Source organism: Brevibacterium sp. CSND-B09 (assembly GCF_052906525.1).
On sequence record NZ_JBREGI010000001.1, the window covers coordinates 1,535,102 to 1,549,444 of the forward strand.

The 14,343-nt window shown below is 65.4% G+C and carries 13 protein-coding genes; 11 read left to right on the forward strand and 2 right to left on the reverse strand.

Going from position 1 to position 14,343, the window contains the following annotated elements:
- Positions 1-18: 18 nt before the first annotated feature.
- Positions 19-690 carry a metal-dependent transcriptional regulator gene (locus ACU4IU_RS07015; protein WP_172172499.1) on the reverse strand — a complete coding sequence of 224 codons (672 nt, stop codon included), beginning with the start codon at positions 688-690 and terminating at the stop codon, positions 19-21.
- A gap of 132 nt (positions 691-822) precedes the next feature.
- On the opposite strand from ACU4IU_RS07015, the gene ACU4IU_RS07020 reads away from it, so the two are divergent.
- The 9 genes from ACU4IU_RS07020 to ACU4IU_RS07060 all read left to right on the forward strand — a co-directional run bounded on the left by ACU4IU_RS07020 (position 823) and on the right by ACU4IU_RS07060 (position 11,928).
- The gene (locus ACU4IU_RS07020) at positions 823-1,368 is read left to right on the forward strand and encodes a hypothetical protein (protein ID WP_446656274.1); all 546 of its coding nucleotides are present in this window, start codon (positions 823-825) and stop codon (positions 1,366-1,368) included.
- A gap of 180 nt (positions 1,369-1,548) precedes the next feature.
- Positions 1,549-3,807, forward strand: a complete 2,259-nt coding sequence (gene betT, locus ACU4IU_RS07025) for a choline BCCT transporter BetT (RefSeq protein WP_446656275.1) — start codon at positions 1,549-1,551, stop codon at positions 3,805-3,807.
- 145 nt (positions 3,808-3,952) lie between these two features.
- The gene (locus ACU4IU_RS07030; protein ID WP_446656276.1) at positions 3,953-4,999 is read left to right on the forward strand and encodes a hypothetical protein; all 1,047 of its coding nucleotides are present in this window, start codon (positions 3,953-3,955) and stop codon (positions 4,997-4,999) included.
- A gap of 97 nt (positions 5,000-5,096) precedes the next feature.
- Positions 5,097-6,395, forward strand: a complete 1,299-nt coding sequence (locus tag ACU4IU_RS07035) for a hypothetical protein (RefSeq protein ID WP_446656277.1) — start codon at positions 5,097-5,099, stop codon at positions 6,393-6,395.
- Positions 6,281-7,807 carry a lipase maturation factor family protein gene (locus ACU4IU_RS07040; protein WP_446657581.1) on the forward strand — a complete coding sequence of 509 codons (1,527 nt, stop codon included), beginning with the start codon at positions 6,281-6,283 and terminating at the stop codon, positions 7,805-7,807. The genes ACU4IU_RS07035 and ACU4IU_RS07040 overlap by 115 nt, the downstream gene beginning before the upstream one ends.
- Positions 7,808-7,840: 33 nt before the next feature.
- Complete coding sequence (locus ACU4IU_RS07045; RefSeq protein ID WP_259358344.1) at positions 7,841-8,899, forward strand: hypothetical protein; 1,059 nt, start codon at positions 7,841-7,843, stop codon at positions 8,897-8,899.
- 304 nt (positions 8,900-9,203) lie between these two features.
- Positions 9,204-10,127, forward strand: a complete 924-nt coding sequence (locus ACU4IU_RS07050; protein WP_446657582.1) for a metal ABC transporter substrate-binding protein — start codon at positions 9,204-9,206, stop codon at positions 10,125-10,127.
- Between the two features lie 20 nt (positions 10,128-10,147).
- Positions 10,148-10,987 (forward strand): metal ABC transporter ATP-binding protein, encoded by an 840-nt coding sequence (locus ACU4IU_RS07055; protein ID WP_446657583.1) that lies wholly within the window; start codon positions 10,148-10,150, stop codon positions 10,985-10,987.
- Positions 10,984-11,928 (forward strand): metal ABC transporter permease, encoded by a 945-nt coding sequence (locus ACU4IU_RS07060; protein ID WP_259358343.1) that lies wholly within the window; start codon positions 10,984-10,986, stop codon positions 11,926-11,928. Before ACU4IU_RS07055 ends, ACU4IU_RS07060 begins: the two co-directional genes overlap by 4 nt.
- Here the strand turns inward: ACU4IU_RS07060 and ACU4IU_RS07065 are convergent.
- Complete coding sequence (locus ACU4IU_RS07065; protein ID WP_446656278.1) at positions 11,897-13,168, reverse strand: Nramp family divalent metal transporter; 1,272 nt, start codon at positions 13,166-13,168, stop codon at positions 11,897-11,899. The two genes, ACU4IU_RS07060 and ACU4IU_RS07065, sit on opposite strands and share 32 nt — an antisense overlap.
- 85 nt (positions 13,169-13,253) lie before the next feature.
- On the opposite strand from ACU4IU_RS07065, the gene ACU4IU_RS07070 reads away from it, so the two are divergent.
- Together ACU4IU_RS07070 and ACU4IU_RS07075 are read left to right on the forward strand one after the other, a co-directional pair.
- Complete coding sequence (locus ACU4IU_RS07070; protein WP_446656279.1) at positions 13,254-13,949, forward strand: TetR/AcrR family transcriptional regulator; 696 nt, start codon at positions 13,254-13,256, stop codon at positions 13,947-13,949.
- A gap of 10 nt (positions 13,950-13,959) precedes the next feature.
- Positions 13,960-14,319 carry a DoxX family protein gene (locus ACU4IU_RS07075; protein ID WP_139906702.1) on the forward strand — a complete coding sequence of 120 codons (360 nt, stop codon included), beginning with the start codon at positions 13,960-13,962 and terminating at the stop codon, positions 14,317-14,319.
- Positions 14,320-14,343 lie beyond the last annotated feature (24 nt).

The window sequence follows — 14,343 nt, forward strand, 5'->3', positions numbered from 1 at the left end:
TCAACAGATCCGACTCGGTCAGCTCGCCGAGGAAGCCACGCGCAGATACACGGCCGCGGCGAGCGCGGAGTCGATCGTCTCCTGCTTCCCTCCGATATCCACGGTCACGACTTCATCGGTGTGATCGACGACGTCGAGCGCGACATCGGGCAGCACCCCCGCCTCGGCGAGCTTCCCGAGAACAACAGGATCAGCATCGGAGACCCTCAGCACCGCATAGGATCCGGCGGCCGCCTCGGCGAGCAGGGTCGGAATATGGGAATCGACGGCACCGTCGGCACCCGGAATGGGATCGCCGTGCGGGTCGGACGTCGGGTGGCCGAGGAACGCGTCGATGCGGTCGATGAGCCGATCGGAGGCTGCATGCTCGAGGATCTCGGCCTCGTCATGAACCTCGTCCCAGCCATAGCCGAGCGACTTCACAAGAAACGTCTCGATGAGCCGGTGCCTGCGCACCATCGACAGGGCGATCGCCTTGCCCTGCTCGGTGAGCACCGGTGGCTTATATGGGACGCGGGTGATGAGACCGAGTTCGTCGAGACGCTTGAGCACCTCGGTGACATTGGCCTTCGTCGTGCCGAATCGGTTCGCAAGTTCGGTGGCCGTCATCGGGTCGCCGCCCCATTCCTGAGCCGACCAGATGGCCTTGAGGTAGTCCTGGCTGACCTCGGAGACTTCACCTGCACGCATGCCCCCAGTATCCCATGGACGCGTCACCGCGCGTCGACACTTCACCCGAAGTGGGAGATCGGACACAGATGTTCCCAAACGATTACCACCGACCCACCCCATCGCCGAGGCGGCCCTGACAAAATCTCAATCATGACCTCCCAGCCCATCCCCTCCGACTCGGTTCACCCAACCGACAACGCCGACCAAACAGGGTCGGTTCGGCCCGCCATCCCCGACGGCCCCTCCCTCACAGACGGCTGGTCCCCGTTCCGTGCGCTCCGCCGCTGGGCGAAGGCCCGCAAGCCGGCGTCCCGACCAACAGCACGGCGAGGGCCGACGACCCCGGACAACCCGCGAGCACGATCAGAGAGGATCAATGCGGCCGGCCTGTTCCGCCCCGGCGAGATCGAGTACGCGCGGCTGCGGAGCCTGCCGCCGTTCGACACCGATCTGCTCATCCTCACCAACCTGCGGATCATGCGGGTGCGCACCGATGCTCAAGGCTCCATCGCGCAGCTCTCGGAGGCGGCTGCTCGGCAGGTCAGCGCCGTTCGAGCAGAGGATTTCCGCGGACGCGCGACCGTGACCGTGGAGCTGCACGTCGGATCGTCGATGCGGCTGGAGGAGACCATCCCCACCGAGGCGCAGCGATTCGTCGACACTCTCACCGAGGTGGCCGCTCGCTCCCGGGCATGATCCGTTCCACCCTTCGGGCCCGTTCGAACCGGCTCCCGTGCCCGGCCCGGCTGGACAACCCGGCAGCTTAGTCAACTTCCTAAAAAGAGGGGGTGCTGTCTTTGTGAAAATCCTCCAACCGTAGAATAGATCGGGCCCATTTTCGGGCCCAGTCCACTTTTGTCTACCGGAGGTCGATGCGTGCAGGATCCGAACGAAGAGAAGTTGAAGCGCCCAGTCGTCGAGCGTGAGCGATTCGGCGGTACCGACCGAGCTACGAGAATCAGCAGGGACGTCGACCCCGAGAAGCGCGCTCCGATCGACAGCACGGAGATGAGCAAGGGCCCGGAGGAGCTCTCCGACGAACGCGGCTCCCGGGTCAACTGGCGAGTCTTCATCGTCGCCTCTCTCATCATCCTCGCGTTCTCCGTGTGGGCGATGATGATGCCCGACTCGGCTCAGTCGACCATGAAGACGGCTGTGGACTGGATCGCAGAGAACCTCGGTTGGTTCTATGTCGTCACCGTCACCGTCGTCATCGGCTTCGTCCTCTGGGTGGCACTGTCCAAGGAAGGCGGCGTCAGGCTCGGCCCGGACCACTCCCGCCCGCAGTACAACCTCTTCACTTGGGTCGCGATGCTCTTCGCCGCAGGCGTCGGCATCGACATGCTCTTCTACTCGGTGACCGGACCGATCACCCAGTACCTCCACCCGGTCAACGCCTCCCCCGAATCGGCGGCAGCCGCTCAGGACGCCGTCGTGTGGACGATGTTCCACTACGGCATCGCCGGCTGGTCGATGTATTCGCTGCTCGGCATGGCGATGGGCTACTTCGCCTACCGCTGGGGCATGCCCCTCTCGATCCGTGCGGTCCTCTACCCGCTGCTGGGCAAGCGCGTGCGCGGAACCACCGGTGATGTCATCGACATCTTCGCCCTCGTCGGCACCGTCTTCGGCGTGGCCACCTCGATGGGCATCGGCGTCGTCCTGCTCAACGTCGGGTTCGCCACTCTCTTCGGCCTCGAAACCGGGCTGGCCCTGCAGATCGCGCTCGTCATCGTGGCCGTCGTCATGACCGTCGCCGCCTGCACCTCTGGCGTGGACAAGGGCATCCGCCTCGTCTCCGAGCTCAACCTCTGGTCGTGTGCGGCGATGATGCTCTACATCCTCATCACCGGCAAGACCGCCTTCCTGCTCAACGCCATGGTCGAGAACATCGGCCGCTTCATCTTCACCCTGCCCGAACGCACGCTGTCGACGTTCGCCTATGTCGACGGCGGCTCCGAATGGATGGGCGGCTGGACCCTGTTCTTCTGGGCCTTCTGGCTCGCCTGGGGTCCTTTCGTCGGGCTGTTCCTCGCCCGCATCTCCCGCGGCCGCACGCTGCGTGAGTTCGTCATCGCTGCGATCACTGCCCCCGTGATCTGCGACTTCATCATCGTCACGATCTTCGGCAACTCGGCCCTGTCCGAGGTCTTCAACGGCAACGACGAGTTCGCGAAGACGGCCATCGCCTCCCCGGAACAGGGCTGGTACGACCTACTCGAGATGTTCCCGGGAGCGACGTTCCTCATCGGCCTGGCCACTCTGTCCGGACTGCTCTTCTACCTCACGAGTGCGAACTCCGGTGCCATGGTGATGTCGAACTTCTCCTCCTCGATTCCGAATCCGGAAGAGGACGGAGCCAAGTGGCTGCGCATCTTCTGGGCCCTGGTCACGGCAGTGCTCACAATCGCCATGCTCGTCGCCGGCGGCGTGACGACGATGGAGTACGCAACGCTGATCTTCGCTCTGCCGGTGACGATCATTGCCTACCTCGTCATGGCCTCGTTCTCGAAGGTGCTGCGCATGGAGCGCGCCGAACGCGAAGGCCGGACCCGTCGTCGCCGCACCACGGCCGCCCACGGTGGACGTGCTCCGGAGAAGACCTGGCGTCAGCGACTGGCGACCCTTCGCTCCTACCCGACGAAGAAGTCCGTCGAACGCTTCGTCGCCGAGGTGGTCGGACCGTCCCTGGAAGCCGTGTCCAAGGAGTTCCGCGAACTCGGCTACACCGTCGAACACATCCAGACCCTCGACGAAGACACCGAGATCACGACGAACACGCTCAATGTCGACATGGGCGAGCAGCGCGACTTCCACTACGAGGCCGCAGCCATCGAGGCGAATGTGCCGTCATTCGGTGCCCGCAACGCCCCACGAGGTGACGACAAGTACTTCCGTATCGAGGTCTTCACGCAGACCGGTTCGGAAGGATACGACCTCATGGGTCTGAGCTCACAGCAGATCATCGATGACGTGCTCGACCGGTACGAGAACCATCTGTCGTTCCTCGCCTACTCGCACGAGCACTCGTTCCAGTCGGTCGTCACTCCACCGACACCGCCGACCACGGATTCGATTCCGGCGGTGCCCACTGAAGCCGACGATGTCGAGGACCTCGAGGAACCGAAGCACTGAGTGAAACCCCTCGCCGAGGCTGCCGTGCCCGCCCGTGCACAGCCGCCTCGGTGACGGGGTTAGCACAGCGATAGAAGGAGCGGTGACCGATACGGTCACCGCTCCTTCTGCGTCGGGACGGGGAATCTGACCGGGAACCGCTCAGATGTGTCAGGACCACTACCGGCACATCATCGATGCCGACCTCGGCGACTTCGGCGGCGACCCGTACTTGGCGCCGTCCGTGTTCTTCGGCATCCTCCTCGCCGCGCATGCTGTCGCGCACGCGACGCTGGCCATCGTCAGCGGAGACGATCATCCCGACCACGCCGAGGCAGACCCGCACACTCCGCGGCAACCAAAGTCGATCACCCGGTTCGTCCACGCTCCGCTGTCTCGGGTACTCCTCGTCGGTCCGATCTGGGCGGTCTGCGCATTGGTCGCACTGTTCATCGGTCATACCTATTCTGCGGACCCCGGCTTGTCGGGAACCGTCTGGGGAGACCTCACCGGCAACCCGCTGTCCGCTCTGTCGACCGTGTTCCTCTGCTGGGCGACAACGAACATGTCCTTCGCCTGGTCGTCTCTTGCCGAAGCGTTCAATCGAGATCACCGGCCGGGCTCTCTCACGATTCTCACCTGCGGGCTCGGCCTGGGGTGTCTGACGGCCGGTCTCTTCGGCTTCTTCGGTCTCGCCACACTTCCAACAGTCATCGCGTTTCTGCTCGGCGTGGTCTGCCTCATCGTCTCGACTGCTCTTCTCATCCCGCTCAGGTGGTGGGCGATCAGGCGAGTCGACCGTTTCGACTCCGGTGAACGGCCATCTGCCAGCAGTCGGCGAAGTCCCGGCCGGCCCGTTCAACCGCCCGAGGACGCCCTCCAGCCGGGAGAGCGGATCCTCACCAGCTACCTCGGTGAGACCCCGAGTTCCCGTGCAAACGGCGGCACCGCCGACCCGCAGATGTTGGTGCTGACCGACCGACGGATCTTCCGTGCCTCGATCATCGCACCTGGGCGCACGTTCGTTCTCGAGCAGGCCGAACCCGGTCAGTTGAGTGGGGGCGCATCGGAGCTTCGCACCAACCAGGTGATCACGACGGTGCTGTTCAATGGTCGACAGCCGATGAGCGTCACAGGAGGAACCGCGGAGGCATCCGGCCGTTTCGCCGAGGCGGTCACCGTCCTCGCGCGGACGGGTCGCCTTCCTCGCTGATCCGACGCGGCACTCCACATTCTCCCGTGACTCCGACGCAACGGATCCGGAACATCACAGCACCCACGGCTCGCAGAGTTCCTGCGAGGATGGAGGCATGACTAGGGACAGTCGCTCCAGGGGCAGTACTACTCTCGTGTTCGGGATCGGGTTCGCCGTTTTCGCCTCGATTGCCTTCTTCCTCGCCAATGCCGGTATCAACCCGATCAGCAATCACCGGTTCCGGGGAATCAACCCGGACCAGGCACCGGGCATCGGGATACTGGTTCTGTTCTTCTTCTCCGCCGTTACCGCCTTCGTCTTCTACGAGGACAAACCGCCCGCCGGCAGCAGCGCCGCCCGTGCACAGCAAGCCGCCGATCCTCATGGAGTGAAACGCAGACAGCCGCCCACTGCCTTCGTCCGGAACCCCTGGCCTCGAGTGTTCGCCGTCGAACCGGTGTGGGCCGTCTGCGGAGTCATCGCCACCTTCATCTGGCACGCCTTCGCGAAAGACTCCGGCATTCCCGGCACCGTCTGGGGCGACCTCACCTCGTCACCGCTGCCGGCCTTCGCTCTGCTGTTCGGGCTGTGGGGCACCGCCAACCTCAGCCTCGCGCTCGGCGCGATCGCCGATGCCTTCCACCGCACGCTTTGGGCGGTCTTCCTCGTCGTCTCGGTGCTCATCGTGATTCTGGCGATCACCATCGGCGTCGTGGCCTCGAACATTCTCACGATGTCACCGGTCGCGGCTCTGGCAGTGACCGTCATCTGCCTCATCATCGCCACGGCGGCCCTGGTCCCCGCACGCCTGTTCGCCGTCGCCCGTGACCGCGTCACCAACCGGATCGACGCCGCCCATGAAACTCGAGTGCAGTCGCTGCTGACAGCCCTCGCTCCCGATGAGAACCTCGTAGTCCACTTCGCCGACAGGGAGAACCCGGACGGACAGATCCTCGCCGCCACGAACCAGCGGCTCCTCCTGGCCGCGCCCACCAGCACCGGAACCGGACCCACCCGACCGGGCAGGTCCGTATCCTCGACCAGGCTCATCCAGGACAGCTGCGCGGCGCCAGCACCAAGTTCCGCCGGGCCGGGCACACCACCTCGGCGCACTTCCGGGACCGCCCGGACATGGAACTCATCGGCGGGGACCCGAGCGAGGCAGAGAAGTTCGCCGAAGCGCTCACCTCTCTGGCCACGACCGGACGTCTTCCGCAGGAGGAGGATACTTAAGCCATGGACCTCAGCCAGGTGGTCGCACTGCTCACCGCCGGCGACTACACGATCTCCCGCGAGATCATCCAACGCGGCTTCGGTGTGCTCTTCCTCATCGCCTTCGCCTCCGCGTTCAACCAGTTCCCGGCTCTCCTCGGCGAACGGGGACTCACCCCTGCCCCACGCTTCATCGCTCTGACCTCGGCCCGACAGGCGCCGAGCCTCTTCCGCTGGAAGCGGTTTGCGTATTCGGACCGACGACTGCGCCTCGTCTGCGTGATCGGAATGGTCCTGGCCGCCTCGGCGATCATCGGTCTGCCCCAAGCCGGCCCCGCATGGGTGCCGATCCCGGTGTTCCTGGCGATGTGGGCGCTGTATTTCTCGATCGTGTCGATCGGGCAGCGCTTCTACGGCTTCGGTTGGGAATCGCTGCTGCTCGAGGCCGGGTTCCTCGTCGGCTTCCTCGGCTCCCACGAGGTGGCCCCGACTCTGCCGATGATCCTTCTGCTGCGCTGGTTCGTCATCCGCATCGAATTCGGTGCCGGAATGATCAAGATGCGCGGGGATTCGTCCTGGCGGGACCTCACCGCGATGGACTACCACCACCAGACCCAGCCGATGCCGAAACCGCTCTCCCGGCGCGCGCACCTCATGCCCGGTTGGTGGCACAAGGCTGAGACCTTGGGCAGCCATATCGTCCAACTCGCCGCGCCGTGGCTTCTGTTCCTGCCCCAGCCGATCGCATCGTTCGCCGCTGTCGCGATCATCATCACCCAACTCGCGCTCGTGGTCAGCGGCAACTATGCGTGGCTGAATTGGGCGACGATCCTGCTCGCCTGCTCCGGCATCAGCGACACGTTCTTCCGCTGGATCGTCGGCGGCCCGTTCCCCGAATGGGGGTGGAGTTCCATCACCGATCCCACCACCACCGAGGCGGCCGACCCCGCACCCACCACCGCGCCGGTCGAGGCGCTGCCGGTCTGGTGGCTGATCGTCGTCCTCGTATTCGTCGTATGGCAGGCGTGGCTGAATGTGCCAGCGCTGCGCAACCTCTTCTCACCGAATCAGCTGATGAACGCGAGCTTCAATCGGCTCGGGCTCGGCAACGCCTACGGCGCTTTCGGATCGATGACCGAGACCCGCAACGAGATCATCATCGAAGGGTGGATCGCACCCGAGGACAGCAGCGCCGATCGCGGCGCGGATGCGGGTGGCGACACTGACGGCGCGGCTGCTATCGACGACGGCTGGCGCGAGTATCGGTTCAAGGGCAAACCCGGTGATGTCTGCCGCCGCGGACCGATCGTCGCTCCTTATCATCTGCGCCTCGATTGGCTCATGTGGTTCGCCGCGCTCGGCGACTACCGACAGACCTGGTTCACCGCACTGCTGCGCGCGATCGGCTCCGGTGATGCGCAGATCCGCAGACTGATGGGCCTCGACCCCTTCGACGGTGCCGCACCGGACCTCATCCGTGTCCGCGTCTTCACCTACCGCTATGCCACCCGCGCCGAACGGCAGGCGGCCGCCGCAGCCGGAGAACCGAAACCGTGGTGGGTGCGTTCGGACCCGCGAATCCTCGTTCGGCCGATAGACTTGCGACAGAGCTGACCGACGATGCGCGCACTGAAGAACTGACCATCCATGAGCACCCACAAGCGGGCACTGTCCCACGGACTGACCGGCGCTTTCGCCCTCAGCGCCGTGGCGACTGTGGTGTTCTTCGTCGTCAACACCGGCTTGGCACACGCATCCAGCTCATCGGACGTCGTCATCGATGCTGCGGCGGCCGGACCGCTGACCTTCGCTTTCATCGGACTCATCACCTTCGTCTCAATCATCTTCTTCACAGGATCCGACCGCGGCGAAGGACTCGAATCCGAACTGAACGGAGCCCCACGCGGATCGCTCACCCTCTTCACCCGCGACCCGCTCATCGCTGTCACGAGCATCGGACCGCTGTTCGGGCTGTGCTTCAGTCTGGCTGCGCTCCTGTGGCACTCTTTCGCATCCGTACCCGGTGCTCCCGGAACCGTATGGGGTGACTTCACGAACTCGCCCCTGCCGTTCTTCGCCTTGTGCGCGGCAGCCATCGCCTCGACGAACTTCGGTCTGGCGATGGCTGGAATCACGGTGGCGGTGCGCAGCCGCACCGGCATGGCGCTCTGGCTCGTGGCCGGCAACGTCATCCTCGGCATGGGGGCCGGGGCACTGTTCGCCTGGCTCTCTTTCGCGAACACGGTCATCGCCGCGGCAGTCACCGTGCCGCTGGCAGCGATCTCCGTCATCATTCTGCTCGGAGCCCGCCGGATGACCCTCAGCAGCACCGGCGAGGAGAAACTCTCCGCGCGAGCCCGCCGCCGTGGGCCGACCCCGCCGCCCTATGACGCCCTCGACCGGGATGAGTCCGTGTGGCTGAAGATCGGCAACAACAATCCGCGCGGTGCCGAATACCTCCTCGTCACACCTTCCCGCCTGATCCACACCCGCCCGACCACCTCAGGAAATACGGAGATCATCGACGAGGCGGCACCGAATCAGTTGGTCGGGGCGAGCACTCGAGTCGATCACGGGTATGCAACCGCCGTTGTGCAGTTCCGGGATCGACCGGCTTTCCGCCTGCACGGCACCGACCCCGAGGAGGCCGCCGAGTTCGCGCGCAGGCTCACCGTCCTCGCCCGGTCGGGGATCCTCCCCGACTGACGAGCCGCCTCGGCGAGGTGATTCTCAGTTCCGCAACGGGACCTCGGTGACACCGATGCGAGGAGCCGCCTCGGCGAAGGTCCATCGCAACACCACCCTCCACACTCCTCCGTCAGCGGAATGGACCGCCGTTCCGGCAGTGCCCAACGACTTGGCTTTCCTCAGCTCAGGGCATAAAGTTAACGTACCTTAACTTTTATTCGGGACCCCCGACGACAAGGAGCCCCTCGTGTCTGAGCACAGCAATTCCACCACCGCCGCCGACGCCGCATCTGCACCCGGAAACGCCCCCACCGGGCACCCGATTTCTCGCTCTCGTCGCGGACTCACTGCCGCCCTGGCCGCGGCCCTTCCCCTCGGTCTGGCCGCCTGCGGCAGCGCCGCGACGGCCGAGGACGCCGGCGACAAACCGGTCGTGCTCACGACCTTCACGGTGCTCGCCGATATTGCGGACAATGTCGCGGGCGAGCACCTCGAGGTCGAGTCGATCACGAAGGCCGGGGCCGAGATCCACGGCTACGAACCCACTCCCGGCGACATCCGCAAGGCTGCGAAGGCCGATCTCGTACTCGACAACGGGCTCAACCTCGAGCAGTGGTTCTCCCAGTTCGTCGACGAGGTCGACGTCCCTCATACCGTCGTCAGCGAGGGGGTCGACGAGCTCTCGATCACCGAGGACGCCTACGCAGGCAAACCCAACCCGCACGCCTGGATGAGCCCGCTCAACGTCCAGATCTACGCCGAGAACATGGCCCGCGCCTTCGCCGACCTCGACCCGGACCACGCCGATGACTTCACTGCCAACGCGAAGGACTACAGCGAACAGCTGCAGACGGTGCAGGACGACCTCGTCGAGGACCTCTCCACGCTGCCGAAGTCCCAACGGGCGCTGGTCACCTGCGAAGGAGCGTTCTCCTACCTCGCACGCGATGCCGGACTGAGGGAGAAGTACATCTGGCCGGTCAATGCCGAATCGCAGGCGACACCGGGCCAGATCACCTCGGCGATCGATTTCGTCGAGGACAACGATGTGCCCGCAGTCTTCTGCGAATCCACGGTCTCCCAGGCGCCGATGGATCGGGTCGTCGAAGCCACCGAGGCCGAATTCGGCGGCACGCTCTACGTCGATTCGCTGTCGGAGGCCGATGGCCCCGTGCCCACTTACCTCGACCTCATCCGCCACGACGCGCAGGTCATCGCCGAGGCACTGACCGGGAGCGAATCGTGAGTTCTGCAGCTCCCGCGTCCGTGACCGAACAGACGGGCTCCACGGTCGGACCGGTCGGCGATGCACCCCCGGCGATCACCGTCGACGAGGTGACCGTCCACTACGGGGACACGCTCGCTCTCGATCGCGCCTCCCTGACGCTCGAGCGGGGACGCATCTGCGGGCTGATCGGGATGAACGGCTCGGGCAAGTCGACCCTGTTCAAAACGATCATGGGCATCGTCGACCCCGACTCCGGGCGGGTGAGCATCGACGGCGGCCCGACACAGCGGGCCCGCAGGGCCGGAGCACTCGGCTATGTCCCTCAGAGCGAGGACGTCGACTGGGACTTCCCACTCTCGGTCCGCGATGTGGTGATGATGGGTCGCTATGGCCGCATGGGCCCGCTCCGGATGAGCCGGAAAGCCGATCGCGAGGCCGTCGAGAGCGCTCTGGACCGCGTCGAACTCACCGAGTTCGCCGACCGACAGATCGGTCAGCTCTCGGGCGGGCAGAAGAAACGGGCCTTCGTCGCCCGCGGACTCGCGCAGGGGGCGACGATCCTGCTCCTCGATGAGCCTTTCGCCGGCGTCGACAAACGCAGCGAGGCGACGATCACCGGCCTGCTGAAGGAACTCGCCGAGGCGGGGGCGACGGTGCTCGTGTCCACTCACGACCTCAACGCGCTGCCCGCACTCGCCGACGAGGCGATCCTCCTGATGCGCCGCGTCCTCCTCCACGGCTCTCCCGCCGAGGTGCTCCGACCGGAGAATCTCGCCCGGGCGTTCGGCCTCGACCCGTCCGGTGCGAGCGTGACACCCCGGGGCGGTGAGCGTCCCAACTCCGACCGAGCCGACCGCATCGAAGGAGAGACGGCATGACTCTCATCGATTTCCTGCTCGAGCCCTTCGGTTTCGACTTCATGCTCCGCGCCTTGGCGACGACTCTGATCGCTTCGGTCGTGTGCGCCGTTCTCTCCTGTTGGCTGGTGCTCATCGGCTGGTCGCTCATGGGCGATGCCGTTTCGCATGCAGTACTGCCCGGAGTCGTCCTCGCCTATGTCGTCGGCGCGCCGTTCGCCCTCGGTGCGGTGGTCTTCGGATTCCTCGCAGTCGGACTCATCGGAGCCGTGCGTGACACCAGCCGAATCAAGGAGGATGCGGCGATCGGCATCGTCTTCACCTCGCTCTTCGCCCTCGGCCTCGTCCTCATCTCCGTCACCCCTTCGCACGTCGACCTCAACCACATCATCTTCGGCAACCTCCTCGGCGTCTCGCGTTCCGAACTGGTCCAGGTGGCCATCCTCGGCGTGATCACCCTGCTTGTGCTCGCAGCCAAGAACCGCGATTTCACGCTCTACGCCTTCGACCCGACTCATGCACATGCGCTGGGGATCAATCCGCGCCTCCTCGGCGCCACCCTGCTCGGGCTGCTCGCCCTGACCTCCGTGGTCGCACTGCAGGCGGTCGGGGTCGTGCTCGTCGTGGCGATGCTCATCGTGCCCGGCGCGACCGCATACCTGCTCACGGACAGGTTCCAGCGGATGCTGCTCATCGCGCCTGCGATCTCGATTCTGTGCGCGGTGATCGGTCTCTATTCGAGCTACTACCTCGACACTGCTTCCGGAGGGATGGTGGTGCTTTCGCAGGGCGCGGTCTTCGCTCTCGTCTACCTCTTCGCTCCTCGACATGGACTCATCGGTCGTCACTTGGCAGCGATGCGCCGTAAGCGCGCGAATACACGAGTCCGATCCGCATCGACCCAAGCCGGCCGCTCCGCCTCGGCGAAGGTCAGCCGACGCCGAGAGCCAGCAGAACGATGAGCACGACGTTGAGGGCGATGATGAGCGCCGAGGCGGCCACGGCGATGAGCGTGATCCAGCGTGCGTTCGCGAATTCGCCCATCACGCGGCGGCTGCTCGTGAGCCTGACCAGGGGGATCATCGCAAACGGGATGCCGAGGCTGAGCACGACCTGGCTGAGCACGAGCGCCCAGGTGGGGTCGACTCCGATGGCGAGAACGATGAGCGCGGGGATCATCGTGAACGCGCGCTGCCACACGATCGGGATATTCACCCGCAGTAGGCCCTGCATGATCGAGGCGCCCGCATAGGATCCGACGGCGCTCGAGGCCAGCCCCGAGGCGAGGAGACCGATGCCGAAGAAGAGGCCGACGACTTCGCCGAGGTTGGCCGTGACGACCGCGTGGGCACCTTCGATGGTGTCGGTGCCGGTCTGGCCGCGCAGCGCTGCGGCGGCCAGCAGCAGCATCGCGATGTTCACGGACCCGGCGACGACGAGGGAGAGCACGACGTCCCAGCGGCTGGCGCGCAACAGCTGCCCGGTCGAGGCGGTCGCATTGCCACGATGACGATCGACCGACAGTGCCGAATGGAGGTAGATCGCGTGGGGCATGACGGTGGCGCCGAGCATGCTCGCGGCCAGCACCACGGAGTTCGTGCCTTCGAGCCGTGGCACGATTCCACCTGCGGCTTGCCCCCAATTCACGTTCCCGACGAACAGGCCTGCTAGAAAGCCGATGGCGATGATGACCAGGAATCCGATGATGACGAATTCGAAGGGACGCTGACCGCGGGTGGATTGGATCGACAGCAGGAACAGCGACACCACGCCCACGATGAGTCCGCCGAGCAGGAGCGGCAAGTCGAAGAGGATCTTCAGTGCGATCGCGCCGCCGATGACTTCGGCGAGGTCGGTGGCGATGGCGACGACCTCGGCCTGCCCCCAGTATGCGAGGCGGGACCTCTTCCGAAGGCGATCACCGAGGAGGCTCGGCAACGACTGCCCGGAGACGAGCCCGAGCTTCGAGGACAGGTATTGGACGAGAACGGCGATGAGGTTCGCGGCCACGAGCACCCAGACGAGGAGGTATCCGTACTCCGCGCCGGCGGTGAGGTTGGCCGCGACGTTGCCCGGATCGACATACGCGATGGCGGCGACGAAGGCCGGGCCGAGGAGGACTGCGGTGGAGATCTTCTTCCGGCCGTGCTTCTTCCGCCCACGCTCACGGGTGCGCACCGACGCAGAGGGTTCGACGTTCATAAAGTTAAGGTACATAAACTTTCCTGTTGAGGGCAACACGACACCGGGCCTGGAAAGTGAACACGGAAGGACCTAAGGTTCGAGCATGGCCAGTGAACACGTTCAGCTGAGGTCCGGCAAGCGCCGGCAGACCGAGGATCGGATCATCGGTGCCGCCGCCGAGCTGTTCCTCGACCGCGGCTTCAAATCCACAACCGTTCGGGCGATCGCCAAGGCCGCGGAGGTGTCGGTGGGCCGAGTGATGGCGGTCAGTGACAAGGACGCCATCCTCGTCCGGTGCTTCGATCGGTGGATCGGGCAGCTGCAGGACGGGACCTACACACCATCGCCTCGGCGAGAGAGCCTGTCGGAGCGAGGAAGCTCGACGGCCGCAGGTTCGGTCGGGATGAGGGCCGGCGCTGGGGCAAGCCCCAGGGACACGGGCCCGTCCCGACCATCCTCGGCGGTGCAGCGTCATCTGCTCGAACTCTTCTTGCCCTTCCTCGAGTTCTTCGCCGAGCACGAGGACCTGTCACGGGACTACGCTGCGGCGATGATGCGGGTCAAGGGCGAGCCCGAGGTGTTCAATACCCTCGCTGCAGATCTGCAGAGCCGCCTGAGCGAATCGCTGGTCTCGATCGGGATCAACGAGGACCATGCGCGGGCCAGCGCCGCAGCACTCTACGACTCATACCTGGGCATCCTCTTCCGGTGGGCGGCGACGACGATGAGTCTCGACGACGCCGTCGAGGCGATGCTGGCCAGCATCGTCTTCCACACTCGCGTCCGGAGTTCGCTGTGAGGGGTTCACGATGATCCTGCTGCCCGATCCGATCTGGCCGGTCGTCGTCCTCGCGGTCATCGTCTTCGGCGACGGCCTGCTCACCTTTCGACCGCCGCAGGCGATCGCCGCCTGCCTCGATGGCGTCGGCTTCCCGCGGGAGTGGTGGTGGGTGCTCGCGGTGGTGAAGTTCCTCGCCGCGGCTGGCCTGGTGGCGGGGATCTGGATTCCCGGGTTCGGCGCGGCGGCCGCGGCGGGCCTCGTCGTCTACTTCCTCTGCGCCGCGGTCGCTCATCTGCGGGCCGGCTATATCGGTCGGGATTTCTGGCTGAATTGCCTGGGCATGCTCGCCGTCAGCCTCGCCGTGCTCATCTTCTGCTTCGTCGTATAAGCGCCCGCTTACTGCACGCCGTAA